The sequence below is a fragment of the Methylorubrum extorquens genome (assembly GCF_024169925.1).
In the GTDB taxonomy this organism is placed as follows: Bacteria; Pseudomonadota; Alphaproteobacteria; order Rhizobiales; family Beijerinckiaceae; genus Methylobacterium; species Methylobacterium extorquens_A.
In genome coordinates this window covers 303,766-320,016 of the sequence record NZ_JALJXF010000001.1, presented here as the reverse complement: position 1 = coordinate 320,016, position 16,251 = coordinate 303,766, and the positions used below count along the sequence as shown (strand labels likewise).

Annotated in this window: 13 protein-coding genes; 5 read left to right on the top strand and 8 right to left on the bottom strand. The window is 70.4% G+C overall.

The features are described from left to right. Positions 1-32: 32 nt before the first annotated feature. The 3 genes from J2W78_RS01565 to J2W78_RS01555 form a co-directional block, all read right to left on the bottom strand. Positions 33-374: a DUF1491 family protein gene (locus J2W78_RS01565; RefSeq protein ID WP_253367414.1), complete on the bottom strand. Its 342-nt coding sequence runs from the start codon at positions 372-374 to the stop codon at positions 33-35. 95 nt (positions 375-469) lie between these two features. After that, positions 470-1,222, bottom strand: coding sequence for a peptidoglycan-binding domain-containing protein (locus J2W78_RS01560; protein WP_253367412.1), 753 nt, complete (start codon positions 1,220-1,222; stop codon positions 470-472). 142 nt (positions 1,223-1,364) lie between these two features. After that, complete coding sequence (locus J2W78_RS01555) at positions 1,365-3,302, bottom strand: PAS domain-containing sensor histidine kinase (protein ID WP_253367410.1); 1,938 nt, start codon at positions 3,300-3,302, stop codon at positions 1,365-1,367. 381 nt (positions 3,303-3,683) lie between these two features. Between J2W78_RS01555 and J2W78_RS01550 the strand changes: the two genes are divergently transcribed. Beyond that, positions 3,684-4,028: a hypothetical protein gene (locus J2W78_RS01550; RefSeq protein ID WP_253367409.1), complete on the top strand. Its 345-nt coding sequence runs from the start codon at positions 3,684-3,686 to the stop codon at positions 4,026-4,028. 69 nt (positions 4,029-4,097) lie between these two features. Further along, positions 4,098-5,141 carry a cytochrome d ubiquinol oxidase subunit II gene (cydB, locus tag J2W78_RS01545; RefSeq protein WP_253367407.1) on the top strand — a complete coding sequence of 348 codons (1,044 nt, stop codon included), beginning with the start codon at positions 4,098-4,100 and terminating at the stop codon, positions 5,139-5,141. Between the two features lie 108 nt (positions 5,142-5,249). Here the strand turns inward: cydB and J2W78_RS24685 are convergent, their stop codons facing one another. Together J2W78_RS24685 and J2W78_RS01540 are read right to left on the bottom strand one after the other, a co-directional pair. Next, a complete protein-coding gene (locus J2W78_RS24685; RefSeq protein WP_301288501.1) occupies positions 5,250-5,375 on the bottom strand; it encodes a hypothetical protein in 126 nt (41 codons plus the stop codon). Continuing rightward, complete coding sequence (locus J2W78_RS01540; RefSeq protein ID WP_253367405.1) at positions 5,372-6,601, bottom strand: MFS transporter; 1,230 nt, start codon at positions 6,599-6,601, stop codon at positions 5,372-5,374. Before J2W78_RS01540 ends, J2W78_RS24685 begins: the two co-directional genes overlap by 4 nt. A gap of 261 nt (positions 6,602-6,862) precedes the next feature. Here J2W78_RS01540 and J2W78_RS01535 point away from each other — a divergent pair, with 261 nt between their 5' ends. Beyond that, positions 6,863-9,334 (top strand): PBP1A family penicillin-binding protein, encoded by a 2,472-nt coding sequence (locus J2W78_RS01535; protein WP_253367403.1) that lies wholly within the window; start codon positions 6,863-6,865, stop codon positions 9,332-9,334. A 265-nt stretch (positions 9,335-9,599) separates the two neighbouring features. Further along, a complete protein-coding gene (locus J2W78_RS01530; RefSeq protein WP_253367400.1) occupies positions 9,600-11,297 on the top strand; it encodes a methyl-accepting chemotaxis protein in 1,698 nt (565 codons plus the stop codon). Positions 11,298-11,424: 127 nt separating this feature from the next. Here J2W78_RS01530 and J2W78_RS01525 read toward each other — a convergent pair whose 3' ends face one another. Then, positions 11,425-12,912 (bottom strand): AMP nucleosidase, encoded by a 1,488-nt coding sequence (locus J2W78_RS01525; RefSeq protein WP_253367399.1) that lies wholly within the window; start codon positions 12,910-12,912, stop codon positions 11,425-11,427. Between the two features lie 144 nt (positions 12,913-13,056). On the opposite strand from J2W78_RS01525, the gene tsaA reads away from it, so the two are divergent. Further along, positions 13,057-13,563, top strand: coding sequence for a tRNA (N6-threonylcarbamoyladenosine(37)-N6)-methyltransferase TrmO (gene tsaA / locus J2W78_RS01520; protein ID WP_253367396.1), 507 nt, complete (start codon positions 13,057-13,059; stop codon positions 13,561-13,563). A 19-nt stretch (positions 13,564-13,582) separates the two neighbouring features. Here the strand turns inward: tsaA and J2W78_RS01515 are convergent, their stop codons facing one another. Both J2W78_RS01515 and J2W78_RS01510 read right to left on the bottom strand, forming a co-directional pair. Next, positions 13,583-14,893 (bottom strand): GNAT family N-acetyltransferase, encoded by a 1,311-nt coding sequence (locus tag J2W78_RS01515; protein ID WP_253367394.1) that lies wholly within the window; start codon positions 14,891-14,893, stop codon positions 13,583-13,585. A gap of 197 nt (positions 14,894-15,090) precedes the next feature. Then, on the bottom strand, positions 15,091-16,161 hold the full coding sequence (locus J2W78_RS01510; RefSeq protein WP_253367392.1) for an ATP-grasp domain-containing protein: 1,071 nt from the start codon (positions 16,159-16,161) through the stop codon (positions 15,091-15,093). Positions 16,162-16,251 lie beyond the last annotated feature (90 nt).

The following is a 16,251-nucleotide window of genomic DNA, read 5'->3' as shown; positions in this document are numbered from 1 at the left end:
GAAAGCCGGCAACCACCGTTCGGGACGATGCTCTAACCCGCGAGCGGGAGGCCGTGCCGGCCTTCGCGGTCGTCGATCTCGACGATCCAGAGATCGGAATCGAAGCGGATCTCCCGCGCGAGGCGTTCCTCGACATCCGGGGCCGGGGCGGCGGTGAGGATCGGCGTGAAACGGCGATCGCCCGCGTCATCCGCCTCGATCAGCGCCTGGGGCGCCGGGCCGTAGAGGTCGGCGGTGCCGTCGAGACGGTCGATCTTGATGAAAATCGCTCCCGCCTCCGCCGAACCGCGTCGGCGCTGCACGGCGGGGATGTTCTCGCCGTTGAGGCGGCGCAGATGCGCGGAGACCCAGAAATCCGAGCGAAGGCGTGGCATAGGCGGTTCATAGGCGCCGATGGCCGCCGCGTCGATGGCGCGACGTCCCGACGCCCAGCGCTCCGCACGCGCGGCATCTGCGACCCGGAGACGCTTTACCCGCCCGCCTTGGCGGTCATCTCGCGGGTCAGGGCGCGCAGGGTGGGCCCGGCCGCCTCGCCCTTCACCGGCATCTTGCGGTCGCGCTCGAACCGCTCGATCGCCGCCTTCGTGCCGGGTCCCATCAGGCCGTCATCCTTGAGCGGACCGTAGCCGAGCTTGGTCAGGGCGCGCTGCGCCCGGATCACGGTCGGGTCCGGCTTCGGTCCCTCGGACTTGCCCGCCTCCGTCTTCGCCTCGGCCTTCGGGTCGGTCATGGCGGGCCTGGAGGCGGGCTTGCGCTCGGCCTTAGGCGTGACCGAGGCGGTCGTCTCGCCGGATCGGATCATGTCGGCGATGCTGTCGCGGACGGGCGCCGGCACCTCCCGCACGGGGGCGGGCTTGGGCGTCTCGACCGCGCGCACCTCCCGGACCGGTGCCGCTGCGGGCCGCGCGGCCACAGGCTTCGGCTCCACGGTCGGCAGGATCGGGGCCGGGTGCGGTCCGGCCTGGAGGCCCATGGCGTTGACGCAGACATAGACCGCCGCGCCGACGCCGAGGACCGTCCCGAACACGCCGCCGGGATAGCGCCGGCAGACTCGCCCGGCCCCCGTCGCCGCGGACAGGAGAGCGGCCTGCCAGCCGGACGCCGCAGGCCCGCGCGGGGCGGGCTTGCGGCGCGGGGCGGATTTGGCCGGGCCTCGGGCAACGCGCATGTCACCGGGGACCACGATCTCGCGCTGGTCCCGTCTGGCGGGCAGCTCGCGCATCAATTCGCTCCTTTACGTGGAACTAAAGCGCATTCCGACGAAGTGGTCACCGGTTCGTCGAAAGAATGCGCGTTAAAACAAGGCCTAGAGGCGCAGGCCTGATGCAAGCAGGTCGGCGCCTCTCGTGTTTCGCGGGGGTCGGTCACCCGGCGCGGCGCATCGGGGGGGTGGCGGAGAGCGGGGCGGGATCGAACAGGCCGGCCGGCCGCCGGATCGGCTCGGGCGCCGGCTCCGACATAGCCACCACCCGCACCGAGGTCCGGATCGGCGCAGGCTGGGCCTGCGCGGCGCCCTTGGCACCATTGCCTGAACCGTCCCGCGCGCCGGCCGTGGCGGTTTTGGCGCGGCTGCAATCGAGCGGCAGGGTCACGGTGACGGCGGTGCCCTTGCCCGGCGCGCTCTCGACGGAGACCGCGCCGCCATGCAGCCCGGCGAGGCCGCGCACCACCGAGAGGCCGAGCCCGGTGCCCTCGTGGGTGCGCCCGTAGCCGCCGCCGACCTGGAAGAAGGGGTCGCCGAGCCGCGGCAGGTCGGCCTCGGTGATGCCGATGCCGTCGTCGCTCACCACGATGTCGAGATAGGCCCCGCCCCGGCGCACCATCACCTCCACCCGGCCGCCGCGGGGCGTGAACTTCACGGCGTTCGAGATCAGGTTGATGAGCATCTGGCGGCAGGCGCGGGCATCGGCGACGAGGGCGCAGCCGGCGGGCACGGGCGCGCTGGTCAGGGTGATGCCCGAGGCATCAGCCTTGAGCCGCATCAGGTCGCAGCAGCCGCGGATCAGCGCTTCGACATCGACCGGCTCCGGCTGGAAGTCGAAATGCCCGCCGCGAATGCGCGAGATGTCGAGCAGCGTGTTCACCACGTCGAGCAGGTGGCGCCCGGACTGGGCGATGATGCCGGCATATTCGCGGGAGCGCTCCGGCGAGAGGCTCACCGCGCCCTCCCCGCCCAGCACGTCCGAGAAGCCGATGATGGCGTTGAGCGGGGTGCGCAGCTCGTGGCTGACGGTGGCGAGGAAGTGGGTCTTCACCTCGTCGGCACGCTCGGCCTCGGCACGGGCGCGGTCGAGTTCCTGCGCGTGGCGGCGGTGCTCGGACACGTCGCGGGTCACGGCGACGACGGTCGAGCCGTTGGCGCCGGCCAGCCCCGCCTCGATCCGGTGGGCCCGCATCTCGGCGAAGATCGTGCGGCTGCCGTCGCCGCGGGCTGCGTCGAGGTGCAGGCGGAACGGCACCGTGGCCGGCGCGCCGTGGGCGGCGACGTCGCTGATCGCCTGGAGCAGGGCCGGACGGTCGCCGATATGCACCCGGTCGAGCAGGCCGTGTCCGCGCAGGCGGCTCGCCTCGGCCCCGACGAAGCGGGCGGCCGAGCCGCTCGCCTCCAGCACGCGGCCGTTGGCGTCGTGCCAGGTCACGAGGTCGTCGATGGCCGAGAGCAGCAGGCGGTCGCGGGCCTCGTTGTCCTGCATCCGGGCGCGCCACTCGCCCTCGCGGCGCATGTGCTCCATCGCCTGCGCCGCGATGTGGCCGATCGCGGTCACGGCGAAGACCGGCATGACGATCGCGTTGGGCCAAGCAAGCGTGAGGCTTCCCACCGGCAGGTAGCCGCTCAGCGCGATGGCGAAGGCGCCGACGACGGCGATGACGGAGGCCGCGATCGTCGCCCGGCGCGAGCCGGAGATCATCGCCTCCAGCGGAACCGCGACGAGCCAGATGGAAGCGGCCGAACTCGCCCCGCCGGTGAGCGCGGCGAGGCAGACGACGATGCCGGTCAGGCCGAGCGAGGACAGGGCATGCGCGACCCATAGCGAGCCGGTGCGCGACAGGATGACGGCCGCCAGAAGCGGGAGGAACAGGCTGGCGATGGCGATCGCTTCGAGGCCGCTCGGGACACCGCGCCAGACGAGGTAGGGCGGCAGGCCCGCCATCATCACGGCGCCGGTGGCGAGCCGCGAGATCAGGAACCGCTCGTGGCGGAAGCGCACCCCCGGCTCGGCCAGCGCGGAGGCATGAACCAGCCCCGCGAGGCGGGAATCGAACAGGGAGGCAAGGGCACCGTCTTTACGCAACACCACCACGCACAGCGCAAGCCTTGACCCGGAACACGGGTGTCTTGCGCCCCTCGACTGCTCGTTACGATCTCGAGGAAACCGTCGCAGAGGCGGTTTAAGCGAGGATGAAAAGGGTCGCTCACTTGCCGCCGACCGCCGAGCCCGCCGCCCCGGTTCGAGGCGCCGATCCCCGCTTTTCACAAGGCCCGAGCGGGGGCGGAAGCGCCGCGCCGCAGAGGGTGGACAGGGGGCCGAGAGGGCGTGCGCCCTAGTGAAAAACGCTTCGTTCACCACGTCGGCGGTTTCGGTTCATCCGGTTCATCCGGCGGTGCCGCCGGGATGGCAGGATCGGGCGATCGACCTTCCGTCGGCCCTGCCGGCGAAGCCGTGCCCCCTGGAACCGGACCGATGTCGTTTCTCTTGCGCGCCGCTCTCGTGATCGGCGCACTCTCCTATCTCGCACTTCAGCGCCAGGGCGGCCCCGATCCGGCCCGGCCGCGAGCCGCCGGGACCGGGATCGTATCGGGCGACGCGATGGATCGCCTGACCACGGGCGGCATCGGCGCGCTCGTGGAGGCCGTGAATGCGCTGCCGCCCGAGGCGCGGGAGGACATGGTGCGGGCCGGGGCGGCCGCCGTCGCCCGGCACGTGAGCGGACAAGTCACGGGGCAGGCCGCATCCCCGCGGCCCTCCGCCGACACGCTCTCGGCCAGCGACCGCCAGCCATCATGGCGGGGACCCGCATCGCCCTGAGCGCGGTTCTGGCCCCACGAGGCGGTGCTCCTATAACGGACGGACGCCACCGGCCGGGGAGGAGCGACGATGTTCGGCTTCGGGAACGAGTACGAGGGCTTGGCCTTCTGGCTGCCGCTGGTCTGGGCCGGCCTGCTGGCGCTGGCGGTGGCGATGTACGTCGTCATCGACGGGTTCGACCTCGGCGTCGGCATCCTCTTCACCGCCGCGCGGCCCGGGAACTGGCGCGACCGGATGATGCTCTCGGTGGCGCCGATCTGGGACGGCAACGAGACCTGGCTCGTGCTCGGCGGCGGCGGGCTGTTCGCGGTGTTCTCGCTGGCCTACGCGATCCTGCTGCCGGCGCTCTACCTGCCGATCATCCTGATGCTGATCGCGCTGATCTTCCGCGGCGTCGCCTTCGAATTCCGCTTCAAGGCCGAGCGCTCGCAGGTGGTGTGGGACAACGCGTTCCACTACGGCTCGCTGGTCGCCACCTTCGCGCAGGGCATGGTGCTCGGCGCCTTCGTCCAGGGCTTCCAGACGGAAGGCCGGGGTTTCTCAGGCGGCACGCTCGACTGGCTCACCCCCTTCAGCGTCATGACCGGCATCGGCCTCGTCTGCGGCTACGGGCTGCTCGGCGCGACATGGTGCGTGATGAAGACCTCGGGCGAGCTGGAGATCTGGTCGCGGATCAAGGCGCGGCAGTTCCTGATCGGCACCGTCCTCTCGATGGCGGTCGTCAGCGCCTGGGTGCCGTTCCTCGGGCTGCATATCCAGTGGCGCTGGCTCTCCTGGCCGAACGTGCTGTTCGTGGCGCCCGTGCCGCTGCTGACGGCGTTCGTGTGCTGGCGGATCTGGCGGGCGATCGAGGACGGGCGCGAGGTGGCACCCTTCCTCCTCTCGATCGCCCTGTTCCTGCTCGGCTTCCTCGGGCTGGCGATCAGCCTGTTCCCGTACATCGTGCCGCCCAAGCTCACGATCTGGCAGGCGGCCAACGCCACCTCGGCGCTGCAATTCGCCCTCGTCGGCTACGCGGTGGTGATGCCGCTGACGCTGGCCTACACGGCCTACGCCTACTGGGTCTTCCGGGGGAAGATCGAGGAGAACCCGAACGCGGCGAGCTACCATTGAGCGCCCGGCGCCTCCTCTGGTTCGCCGCCCTCTACGGCCTGAGCCTCCTCGCCTTCACGGCGCTGGTCTATTTCATCCGCGCCATTGCGCGGTGAGACGAGCACCGGCTCAAAAGCAGAGGAGAAACGCTCCCCGCAGCCAGAGCCCCACCCCCTCGCGGGCCCACAGGAGCGCTCCGGCGAGCGTCAGCGCGCCGAGAAGGGCGAGAACGACGAGTTCGTCCCGAACGCTCATACCGGCCTCGCCCGCTGCGCCAGGGGCACGTCGCGGATCGGCAGGTTGAGGAGACCGGCCAGGAGCGCGATGCCGATGGAGAGGGTCCAGGCCGCGTCGTAGGAACCGGTCTGGGCGAAGATGAAGCCCGCACCCCACGCGCCGAAGAAGGCGCCGACCTGATGGCTCATGAAGACGATGCCGAACAGGGTCGAGAGGTAGCGCACGCCGAAGATCTGCCCGACGAGGCCGCTCGTCAGCGGGACGGTGCCGAGCCAGAGGAAACCGATGGCGCAGGCAAACAGCGTCGCGGTGAGCGGGGTGAAGGGCAGGACGACGAACAAAGCCATCACCGCCGCGCGGGCGAAGTAGATCCACGACAGCACGTACTTCTTGCGCAGCCGGTCCGCGGCGACTCCGAAGGCGTAGGAGCCGAGGATGTTGAACAGGCCGATCAGGGCCAGCGCGCGGGCGCCGATCCCCGGATCGAGGCCGGCATCGGTCAGCACGGCCGGCAGGTGGGTCGAGACGAAGGCGATGTGGAAGCCGCAGACGAAGAAGCCGGCATTGAGGAGCCAGTAGCCGCGATGCCCCGCCGCCTGCCGAAGAGCGGCGCCGAGCGGGATCGCATCCGGTGCCGCGGTCGCCGGCACCGCGCCGGAGGCGGCCTTCCGGGCGATGCCGAGGGCGAGCGGCAGCATCAGAGCCGCGAGCCCGGCGCCCGCGAGCAGCGCCCCGCGCCAGCCGAGGCCGTCCACGGCGATCTGGGTGGCCGGGACGAGCAGGAACTGCCCGACCGAGCCGCCCGCCGTGACGATGCCCGCCGCCGCACCCCGCCGTCCGGTCGGCATCAGCGGCACGACCGCGCCGAGCACGACGACGAAGGTGACGCCGGTCATGGCCAGCCCGAGCAGAAAGCCGAGCGTGACGGTGAGGCCGAGCGCCGAGGAGACGAAGGCCGCCAGCGCGAGCGCGAGGGCATAGAGGAGGCCGCCCGCGGCGGCGACGCGTCCGGGCCCGTAGCGGTCCGCCAGCGCCCCCACGAAGGGCTGGGCGAGCCCGAAGATCAGGTTCTGCACGGCCATGGCGAGGCCGAAGCTCTCGCGCCCGACGCCGAGATCCAACTCGACCGGCCGCATGAACAGGCCGAACCCCTGGCGGATGCCCATGGCGATGGTCACGATGACCGCGCCGCAGGCGAGCGCGATCCACGGGGCGGGTCGATGAAGGGACGAGGAGGCGATCACGGTCACGGATCCGGGGGAGTGTCGGCCCGGATGATAGCCCGCATCCCAGGCTTCGCAGAACCGGGCCGTGCCGCATACCCGATCACACGAGGGCAAGGACATGAGGGCAAGCGCGGGCGATGGGGCTCGAACGTGTCGCCTGGGTCACCCGTCAGCCCCGTTCGCGTTCCCCCACCATTGCATGCGTAGCCTTGCCGGCCCCCGCTCCGCTAAGGTCCGCCTCATGATGGATGATTTCCGGCAGGCGGCGAACGGTTCGCGATGACGGCGCAGGGACCGGACAGGCCGGGCGAGGACGGGACCGAGACGCGGGCCGCAGCGCGCGAAGCCGCGCGGGCGGCCGCCTTGCTGGCGCGCCAGCTCGGCCGTCTCGCCGGGAGCGCGGGACGCAGCGCTTGGCGCAGCGGAGCCGCCGCCGCCAGGGAGGCCGCGAAGGGGGCTAAGCCGGTCCTCGCGCGCACCACGGACCGCCTTCGCTCGGACGGTCCACCGGCCACACCCGTCGCGCCCCCGGCGCCGGTGGACCGGTCGGACACACAAAGCCAGCCCTTCACCCACCCCTCCGCTCGCCCACCCCGCCGCCGTCGGCCCTGGGTGATCGGATTGGCCGTCGTGATCGGCCTGCCGCTGGTGATCCTGGCCGGATACGTCTTCGTCGCCTTCGCCTCCCTGCCGCCGCTCGGCGGGGTGGCGCCGGAAGCCAACCAGCGCGCGCTCGTGGTCGAGTCCGAGAGCGGGCGCGCGTTCGCCACCCGTGGCGCGTTCCAGGGCGAACGGCTGACCGAGAAGACCCTGCCGCCCCGGCTGGCCCAAGCCATTGTCGCGATCGAGGACCGGCGTTTCTACAGCCATTGGGGCATCGACCTGCGCGGCATGGCCCGCGCCGTCTGGCGCAACGCGACCGGCGGCGGTGTGCGCGAGGGCGGCTCGACCATCACTCAGCAATACGCCCGGCTTACCTCGCTCACCCAGGAGAAGACGCTCAAGCGCAAGATTCAAGAAGCCTTCCTGGCGCTGCGCTTGGAGAGCACGCTGACGAAGCCCGAGATCCTCGTCGGCTACCTCAACACCGCCTATTTCGGGGCCGGCGCCTACGGAGCGGACGCGGCGGCACGGCGCTATTTCGGGCATGGCGCCGAGAAGCTGACCCTGCCGGAGGCAGCGATGCTGGCGGGCCTCGTCCGCGCGCCCTCGCAGCTCGCCCCGACCCGCAATTTCGGCGGCGCCAAGGAGCGGGCCGACCTCGTGCTCCAGGCCATGGTCGAGACCGGCGCGATCAGCGGGGCCGAGGCCGACAAGGCGCGGGCGGAGAAGCTCACCCTGCACACGCCGCCCGAGACGCCACCGGGCACCAACTACTTCCTCGATGCGGTATCGGGCGACGTGAAGCGGCTGACCGAGGCGGCCGGCGACGTCACCGTGCGCTCGACCCTCAACCTCGACCTCCAGAGCCTCGCCGAAGGCGTGCTCGCCCGCCGCCTGGACGGCGAGGGGGACAAGAAGAAGGTCGGCCAGGGCGCGCTGATCGCGATGGCGCCCGACGGGGCGATCCTCGCCATGGTGGGGGGCCGCGACTACGAGGACAGCCAGTTCAACCGCGCGACCCAGGCCAAGCGTCAGGCCGGCTCACTGTTCAAGCTGTTCGTGTACCTAGCCGCCTACGGCAAGGGCTTCTTCCCCGACAGCGTGCTCGTGGATCGCCCGACCCAGATCGGCGAGTGGGAGCCGCAGAACTCGAACAACCGCTTCCGCGGCGCCCTGCCGCTGCGCCAGGCCTTCGCGCTCTCGGTCAACACCATCGCGGCACAGCTCGGCGAGGAGGTCGGCCTGCCCGCGATCATCGCCGAGGCCCGCCGCCTCGGGGTGCAGTCGGATCTGCCCGAGGTGCCGAGCCTCGCGCTGGGCTCGGCCGACGTTTCGCTTCTCGAAATGACCCGCGCCTATGCCGGCGTGCTCGGCCCCGGCGTGCCGGTGGAGCCCTATCTCGTCCGCACGATCCGGGGGAACACGCCGCAGCCGCTCTATCAGCGCGCCGCGCCGAAGCCCGGTGCGGCGATGGACGGGCAGGTCCAGTCGATGATGCTCGACTCGCTCCAGGCGGTGGTGGAATCCGGGACCGGCAAGGCCGCGCGGGTCAACGGCCTCGCGGTCGGCGGCAAGACCGGCACCAGCCAGGACTATCGCGACGGGTGGTTCGTCGGGCTGACCCCGGACATGATCGTCGGCGTCTGGGTCGGCAACGACGACAACACGCCGATGAACAAAGTGACCGGCGGCGACATCCCGGCCCGCGTCTTCCACGATTTCGTGGAGCGGGCGCAGAAGGTCTTGAAGGGCCGCAAACGCCCGACCCCTTCCGCCGCACGGGCCGAGCCGACCCCGGCCGCCGCCGTGGCGCCGGCCCCGACGCCGGCCGCGGGCGAAGTCCGCGGCGTGCCCGAGGTGGTCGATACCGGCACGCTGGCGATCCGCGGCCGCAAGGTGCGGCTGCTCGGCGTCGTCGGCGAGGGCGGCGCGCTCGCCCGCCAACTCGCACGCTACCTGCGCCGCCGCGAGGTGATCTGCTCCGGCGATCCGGCCTCCGTGCGCTGCCGCCTGGACGGCGACGACCTCGCCTCGCTGATCGTGACCGCGGGTGGGGCGCGGGCCGCCGAGGACGCGCCGAGCGACCTCGTCGAGGCCGAGGATCAGGCTCGGGCCGAACGCGCCGGGCTGTGGCAGCGCGAGCGTTAGGACGAGCGCCCTCCGTCAGTCGAGGCAGCCCGTAGCGAAGGATGTCCACCGCCCGATAAACGGATCGGGAGGGCAAAAACACGCAAGACGCCCAGCGGTTCCTCCAAGATTACGAATATTCCCAATGTCGATCTAGAGTAATACGCATCACGCGATCGTGAATTGACGAAAGTTGGGTAACTTCGAGAAGCCTTACGCCGAGCAACGTCCGATTAAGGTGTCGCCTTCAGCAACCGACCCACGAAACACACGTGGGACGACATCGATGAAGCTAATCGACAATGCCGGGATCCTGGTGAAGGTCGCGGTTCCCCTGGCCCTGATGGCGGCCACGACCGTCGGAGTCATCGTCTACGCCCGAGGTGCCCTGCACAGCGTCACTGAGCAGACCCAGCAGGTCATCGACGTGCAGGCGGCGCGCCAGGAGAACATCCTCAAGGCACAGCTCAAGATCAACGAGGCTGCGATCCACAACAGGACCACCATCATCGAGACCCGTCCCGAGGTGATGGCGCGATACAAGGCCAGCCAGGAAGCGGCCGCCTCCGCCGCCTACACGGCCATCGACAACCTCATCGGCCTCGCGGACACATCGGAACGCCGGGCAACCAACCAGCAGATCCGGGAGACGGCGGAGACGTTCTTCGGCCATCTTGCCCGCTCGACCGAATTCGGCCTCGTCAACAACACCCAGGCCGCGCTCAAGGTCGTGCAGGAGGACTCCGCGCCGATCCGCGAGAAACTGAACGAACTCGTCCTCGCCCGCGTCGCCTTGATCGGCAGGGAGATGCAGGCGAAGAAGCAGGCCGCCGCCGACGAGGCGAGCCGCACGATCACCCATCTCATGGTGGGCTCCGGTCTCGCCCTGCTCGTGGCCATGGCGCTCGCCGGCAGCATCGTCGCCTTCGGCATTGTCCGTCCGCTCGGTCGGCTCGTTACGGTCCTGCGGCGGATGGCGCAGGGTGACATCGACGCCAGCATCGCGGAGGCGAAGCGGGGCGACGAGATCGGCGCGGTCGGCCGCGCCGTCGAGGGCATCCGGGAGATGGTCGCGCAGAAGGCCGCCGAGCAGGCCGAGATGCGCCGCATCGCCGACGAGGCCGCCGCCGCCGAGCGCAAGCGGACGATGATCGAGTTGGCCGACCGCTTCGAGACGGCCGTGGGCGGCATCGTCGGCATGGTCTCGTCCTCCGCGACCGAGCTTCAGGCCACCGCCTCGACCATGACCGCGACGGCGACCGAGACCGCCACCCAGGCGACCACCGTCGCCGCCGCGGCGGAAGAGGCCGCGACCAACGTCAACACCGTGGCCTCCGCCGCCGAGGAACTCGGCAGCTCGGTCGCCGAGATCGGCCGGCAGGTCGCGGGCTCCACCGAGCTGGCGCAGGCCGCCGTCACGCAATCGGACCGGACCGCGCATCTCGTGCAGGAACTGAACTCTGCCATGGGCCGCATCGGCGACGTGGTCGGGCTGATCTCTTCCATCGCCGGACAGACCAACCTTCTGGCGCTGAACGCCACCATCGAGGCCGCCCGTGCCGGCGAGGCCGGCCGCGGCTTCGCGGTGGTCGCGGCCGAGGTCAAGGAACTCGCCAACCAGACCGCCCGAGCGACCGGAGAGATCTCGGCGCAGATCGGGCAGATCCAGGGCGTGACCGGTCAGGCGGTCGCGGCGATCGGCGACATCGCCGGCCGCATCCGCGACATCGACACGATGGCGACCGCCATCGCCGCGGCGGTGGAGCAGCAGGGCGCGGCGACGCAGGAGATCGTCCGCAACGTCGCCCAGGCCTCGACCGGCACGTCGGAGGTGACGGGCAACATCGCGGGTGTGGCGGGTGCGGCCGAGGAGACGGGCGCGGCGGCAAGCCAAGTGCTCGGCGCCGCGGGCGAGCTGTCGCGTCAGTCCGAGTCCCTGCGCGCCCAGGTCTCGCAGTTCCTCGCCACGGTGCGGGCGGCGTAGGCTCCCACCGGGATCCCAAAGGGATCATTCCTTTAGCGGGGTGCCGGGGCGGCGCCCCGGCTTCCCTTCCAGGGCTCTGCCCAGGACCCGCGAAGGGGCGGGCTCGCCCTTTCGAAACCCCAAAATCCTACCGGAACGGCGGTTCGTCGAAGCTGCGGAGCTTCCTCGAATGCAGGCCCGCCCGGTCGGCGCGCAGGGTATCGAGCGTGGCGAGCCCGATCTTGAGATGCTCGGCCACCGCCCGCTCGTAGAAGGCGTTGGCCGCGCCCGGCAGCTTGATCTCGCCGTGCAGCGGCTTGTCGGACACGCAGAGCAGCGTGCCGTAGGGTACCCGCAGGCGATACCCTTGAGCGGCGATGGTGCCGCTCTCCATGTCCACCGCGATCGCCCGCGAGAGGTTGATGCGCCGCCGCTCCTGGCTGAAGCGAAGCTCCCAGTTGCGGTCGTCGTAGGTCACGACCGTGCCGGTGCGCAGGCGCTGCTTCAGCGCGTCGGCCCGCTCGCCGGTGACGGCCGCCGCCGCCGCTTGCAGGGCGATCTGCACTTCGGCCAAAGCCGGCACCGGAATCTCCGGCGGCACGAGGTCGTCGAGGATGCGGTCGCGGCGCAGGTATCCGTGGGCGAGCACGTAGTCGCCGATGGTCTGCGACTGGCGCAATCCGCCGCAATGCCCGACCATCAGCCAGCAATGCGGGCGCAGCACCGCGAGGTGGTCGGTGATGGTCTTCGCATTGGAGGGGCCGACGCCGATATTGACGAGCGTCGTGCCCTGGGGCGCCCCGTCCGGCCCACGGCCGACGAGGTGGTAGGCCGGCATCTGGTACTTGTGCCAGGGTGAGGCGGCGATCAGCGCCGCCGGATCGGCCGAGGCGGCCTCGGCCTGCTCCACCACGATCCCGCCGGGCAGCACAAGCCGCTCCCCCTCCCCCGCCGCCAGACGCTCCAGCCCGTGACGGACGAAGCCATCGACGTAGCGGTGATAGTTGGTGAGCAGGATCCAGGGCTGGATCTCGCGCCAGTCCGAGCCGGTGTAATGCACGAGCCGGCGCAGGGAGTAATCGGTGCGCACCCCGTCGAACAGGGCGAGCGGGCGCGGATCGCCCGCATTCTCCAGCCACAGACCGTCGGCGACCTCGTCGCCCACCACCGAGAGGAGCGGCGTCGGGAACAGGGTGGCGAGATCGCTGGTGCTGACCCCGCTGCCGCCGAGATCGGTGCCGGGCTCGACGATGTAGGGGTAGGGAATCTCCTGGCCTGACAGGCCGACTTCGATGCTGGCACCGTAATCGCGCACGAGCGGCCGCAACTGCTCCAGGAGATAGGCGCGGAAATAGCCGGGCTGCGTCACCGTGGTGGCATAGAGGCCGGGCGCCTGGAACTTGGCGGTGGCCCGGTTGAGCCGCGGCAGCGGCCCCGCGGGCTGGTAGGTCAGGCGCAGCTCAGGGTAGCGGAACTGGAGCCGTTCGGTCGCGTCCGGCGGGATGCGGTGTTCGAGGTAGCGCGCCAGGGCCGCCTGGAGCGCCTGGGTCGCGCCCGCATGCAGCGCCTCGAGCCGATCCACGGCCGTCTCCGCGTCGGCGACGGCCTCCATCGGCCGCAACTCGTCGATGACCATGTGCCCTCCCCGCTGACCGCAAGACGTCTACACCGCGCGACGCAGCGAGACGAGCGAGCGGCCTTGCAAGGGCTCTGCCTGCCTTGCAGAGCCGCTGCGCCGGAGCGACAAGGCATGCGTCGCCAAACGGGGAAGCGAAAGCGGATGAACGAGGATGTCGAGCGGCGCCCCGGCGAGGAGGCGATCCCGCTGCCCGCCGACTACGATGCCGGCCTCTACTTCATCGGCCGGGTGCGCACGCCGTGGAAAGACCGAAGCGAGTGCCCCAAGAACGGCACACAGACGGACACGGTCTGCACCCTCGAAGTCGATGCCGTCTACCGGCCCGCGCTCCAGAACCTGGAGGGCGCCACGCACCTGATCGTGCTCTATTGGATGGACCGGGCCGCGCGCGACCTCGTGCGCCAGCAGCCGCGCCACGCGCCGGGCAGCCGCGGCACCTTTTCGCTGCGCTCGCCCGCCCGCCCGAACCCCATCGCGCTCGCCGTGGTCGAGCGGCTCGACATCGCCGACGGCACCGTCCGCGTGCGCGGGCTCGACTGCATCGACGGCACGCCGCTGCTCGACATCAAGCCCTACTTCGCCTCGACCGACAGCCGGCCGGAGGCGCGGGTCGATCGCGCCGGCACGGAGAAGCCGACGGCGTCCTGATCCGGCGGGATCGGACCTCCTACCCCTGCGTCTTCCCCTGCCCCGCCGCTCCGGTTCCCGGCGCCGCGGTCAACCGGGCCAGGGCGCGCAAATAGATCGGCTTGACGTGGGTCTTGTAGGTCCGGCGGGCGACGCCGCGACCATGCCGGAACCACGTCTCCGACAGGGCCGTCAACCGGCCGCGCAGGGAGCCGCCGGGGGAGACGTCGATCAGGAGATCGGCGATCGCGCGGCGGTCCGGCCAGATCTGCGCCAGCGCTGCCGAGGTGTCCCGGTTGCAGGAATCGATGGTGTCGATGGTCCCGTCCGCGAACACCGTCTCGGTCATCGCCTCCATCAGCAGCGAGCCGGGCCCCCATTTCGCGTAAGCCTCGTCATAGGCCATCTTCCAGCCGAAGGCCGTGCGGCCGGATCGCAGCCAGATGTTCATCGCGATGGCCCGGCCGTCGAGACGCAGGGCCTCGACGCCGGCGCAGCCGTCCCGCGCCAACCCGGCGATCATCGACTGGGCGAAGGCGCAGAGCGGCGGCGCGTTGCGGATCGCCCGTCCGCGCCGACTCTTGCGGCCCTTCCAGCCCGCGGCCTCCAGATCGAGAAATTCCTGGAATGCCGTGCTGACCTCCTCCGGCTTGCGGATGCTGACGTGACGCAACTCGCCCTGCTCCGCGAGCCGCTTGCGATGCCGCCGCAACTCCGCACGCCGCTTCGAGGAGCTGGATGAGACCGGCGCAGTCTGTCCCGCGACCGGCGCATCGAGCCGGGCGCGCTGCCGGCGCTCGATCTCGACGATTCGGAACCCCCGCCGGCCGGCCGCGCCGACGAGGGCGGCGTAGACCGCCCCGTCCATCGCGATCTGGTTGGCGCAGATTAGCTTCGGCAAGGCAGGATGCTCGGCGACGGCATCGAGCATCGCCGACAGGGCCTCGACCGCATGGTCGCGATCGAGCACCGGCGAGCCGAGGAAGGTCAGCGAATTGCACGGGGCTTCGAGGGTCTGGATCGGCAGGCGCGACGAGGGCCGCCCGGTCACGAGGAGCCAGACACCGATCAGCTCGGCCTCTTCCCCGTTGCGGCGGGACCAGGCGAGGAGAACGTGCAACGGCGTCTCGGTCGCCGTGTACATCGCACCCGCGACGGCGGGCTCCATGAACACGTTCGGCTCGGTGCAGCGCCGGACCAGCCGGCGCCATTCCGCGGCGAGGGAGCGAAAGCGCGGCGCGGTCGCCACTTCGACGGAAAGGGCCGGCCGCTGCGAGACCGCATCGGGCACAAACGACGGGGGGGCGGGCTCAGCCGCAGGCAGGCTCGCGAAGTCGCCGCTCGAATCCATGGACGGCCCCTCTTCCTCGGTCTCGTCGCTGCGCCGGCCCTGCATCCGCAGGCCGGCTTACGCGGTGGTCACATCGTTGCCCGCCGAGAACGACAGCAAAGCCGCGCGCAAAGCACGCGCCTTTGAGGGGGATATCCCGATGCGCAGACCGGCCCTGATCGGACGCGAGGTCGCTCTCCGGCGGATCGGGGCGCGCCTCACAGGAGCTGCCCGCCGGCGAGACGGTAGCGGCCGATCGCGCTCTGGAACGCCGCCCAGCCCGAAATCGCCGGATCGCGGACGATGTAGCGGAGATAGGCCCGCTCGGCGCGGTTCAGGCGCCAGGGCGTGAGCAGGTTCCCGCACAGGCGGCGCGGCGAACGAAGCTTGAGCGTGTCGGAAGCGGCAGGGCCTCCCTCCCCCTGACGCAGGCGGCAGCCGAGGGTGACGAAGTTCAGGCCCGCCAGCATCGCCACCTCCATGTGGTACCAGAAGCGCGGGTTGCATTCGATGAAGGCGATCTCGCCATCGGGCCGGCGCCGGATATCGAAACCGATCACCCCGTCGTAGCGGAAATGCGCGACGAGCCGGCTTGCATGCGCATCGATGTCCGGAACACGGATCTCCTCCAGCTTGGTGAGGGTCCGGCGATAGGAGAACGACGCGAAGATCTTTCCAGCTTCACAGAGATAGAACGCGCTCAACTCCTCGCCCGGCACGTAGGCCTGACAGATGATCGGTGCGTAGTTTAGATGCTCGGGAAGTTCTTCGGCGGAATCGATCCGCCGCACGCCGTAGCCGCCCGACATGGCCGCCGGCTTCAGGATCAGGGGAAATCCGAAGCGGGCGAGGTCCGGATCGCGGCGCAGATCCGCCATCGTCTCGAACCGCCGCGTCAGGGGGACGGGAAGATCGAGGTCGGCGCAAACGCCGGCGAAGCGCCATTTGTCGTCGAGGGCGTCGAAGGTGTGCTGATCCGGCACGGGATAGTACGGCGCCCCGATCTCGGCGCCGTGGGCCGCCAGAAGACGCGTCGTCCGGCTGCAACTCGGGAGCACCATATCGATCTTGTGGACGGCGCAAAGTCGGCGAATATCGGCAAGATCCGATTGCCGAATATTGGCAAAATCTCCTATAAAATCAATAAAAATCTCGCAAAATCGCGAGCGCTTCAAGAGATACGCATCATTTGCACCTAAAACATAGACTTCATCAAAGCATTCGCCCGCACATCGCAAAACTCGATATTGGATGCGCGGGCCATTGGCTAAGACAAGCGCGCGCTTCATCACAATGCCTCATGTCCGACCAATCCCCAGACAACCAGAGAACGGACTAATATTTGATCTTCGATTGGCGGTCTTGGAGCATCTATGTTT

What these genes read in the sequence shown, in the direction of transcription:
- J2W78_RS01535 (WP_253367403.1), top strand. Translation starts at nt 6,863, where the DNA reads ATGACGGCGCAGGGACCGGACAGGCCGGGCGAGGACGGGACCGAGACG.
- J2W78_RS24685 (WP_301288501.1), bottom strand. Translation starts at nt 5,375, where the DNA reads ATGAGCGTTCGGGACGAACTCGTCGTTCTCGCCCTTCTCGGCGCGCTG.
- cydB (WP_253367407.1), top strand. Translation starts at nt 4,098, where the DNA reads ATGTTCGGCTTCGGGAACGAGTACGAGGGCTTGGCCTTCTGGCTGCCG.
- J2W78_RS01560 (WP_253367412.1), bottom strand. Translation starts at nt 1,222, where the DNA reads ATGCGCGAGCTGCCCGCCAGACGGGACCAGCGCGAGATCGTGGTCCCC.
- J2W78_RS01510 (WP_253367392.1), bottom strand. Translation starts at nt 16,161, where the DNA reads ATGAAGCGCGCGCTTGTCTTAGCCAATGGCCCGCGCATCCAATATCGA.
- J2W78_RS01525 (WP_253367399.1), bottom strand. Translation starts at nt 12,912, where the DNA reads ATGGTCATCGACGAGTTGCGGCCGATGGAGGCCGTCGCCGACGCGGAG.
- J2W78_RS01515 (WP_253367394.1), bottom strand. Translation starts at nt 14,893, where the DNA reads ATGGATTCGAGCGGCGACTTCGCGAGCCTGCCTGCGGCTGAGCCCGCC.
- J2W78_RS01565 (WP_253367414.1), bottom strand. Translation starts at nt 374, where the DNA reads ATGCCACGCCTTCGCTCGGATTTCTGGGTCTCCGCGCATCTGCGCCGC.
- J2W78_RS01530 (WP_253367400.1), top strand. Translation starts at nt 9,600, where the DNA reads ATGAAGCTAATCGACAATGCCGGGATCCTGGTGAAGGTCGCGGTTCCC.
- J2W78_RS01550 (WP_253367409.1), top strand. Translation starts at nt 3,684, where the DNA reads ATGTCGTTTCTCTTGCGCGCCGCTCTCGTGATCGGCGCACTCTCCTAT.
- tsaA (WP_253367396.1), top strand. Translation starts at nt 13,057, where the DNA reads ATGAACGAGGATGTCGAGCGGCGCCCCGGCGAGGAGGCGATCCCGCTG.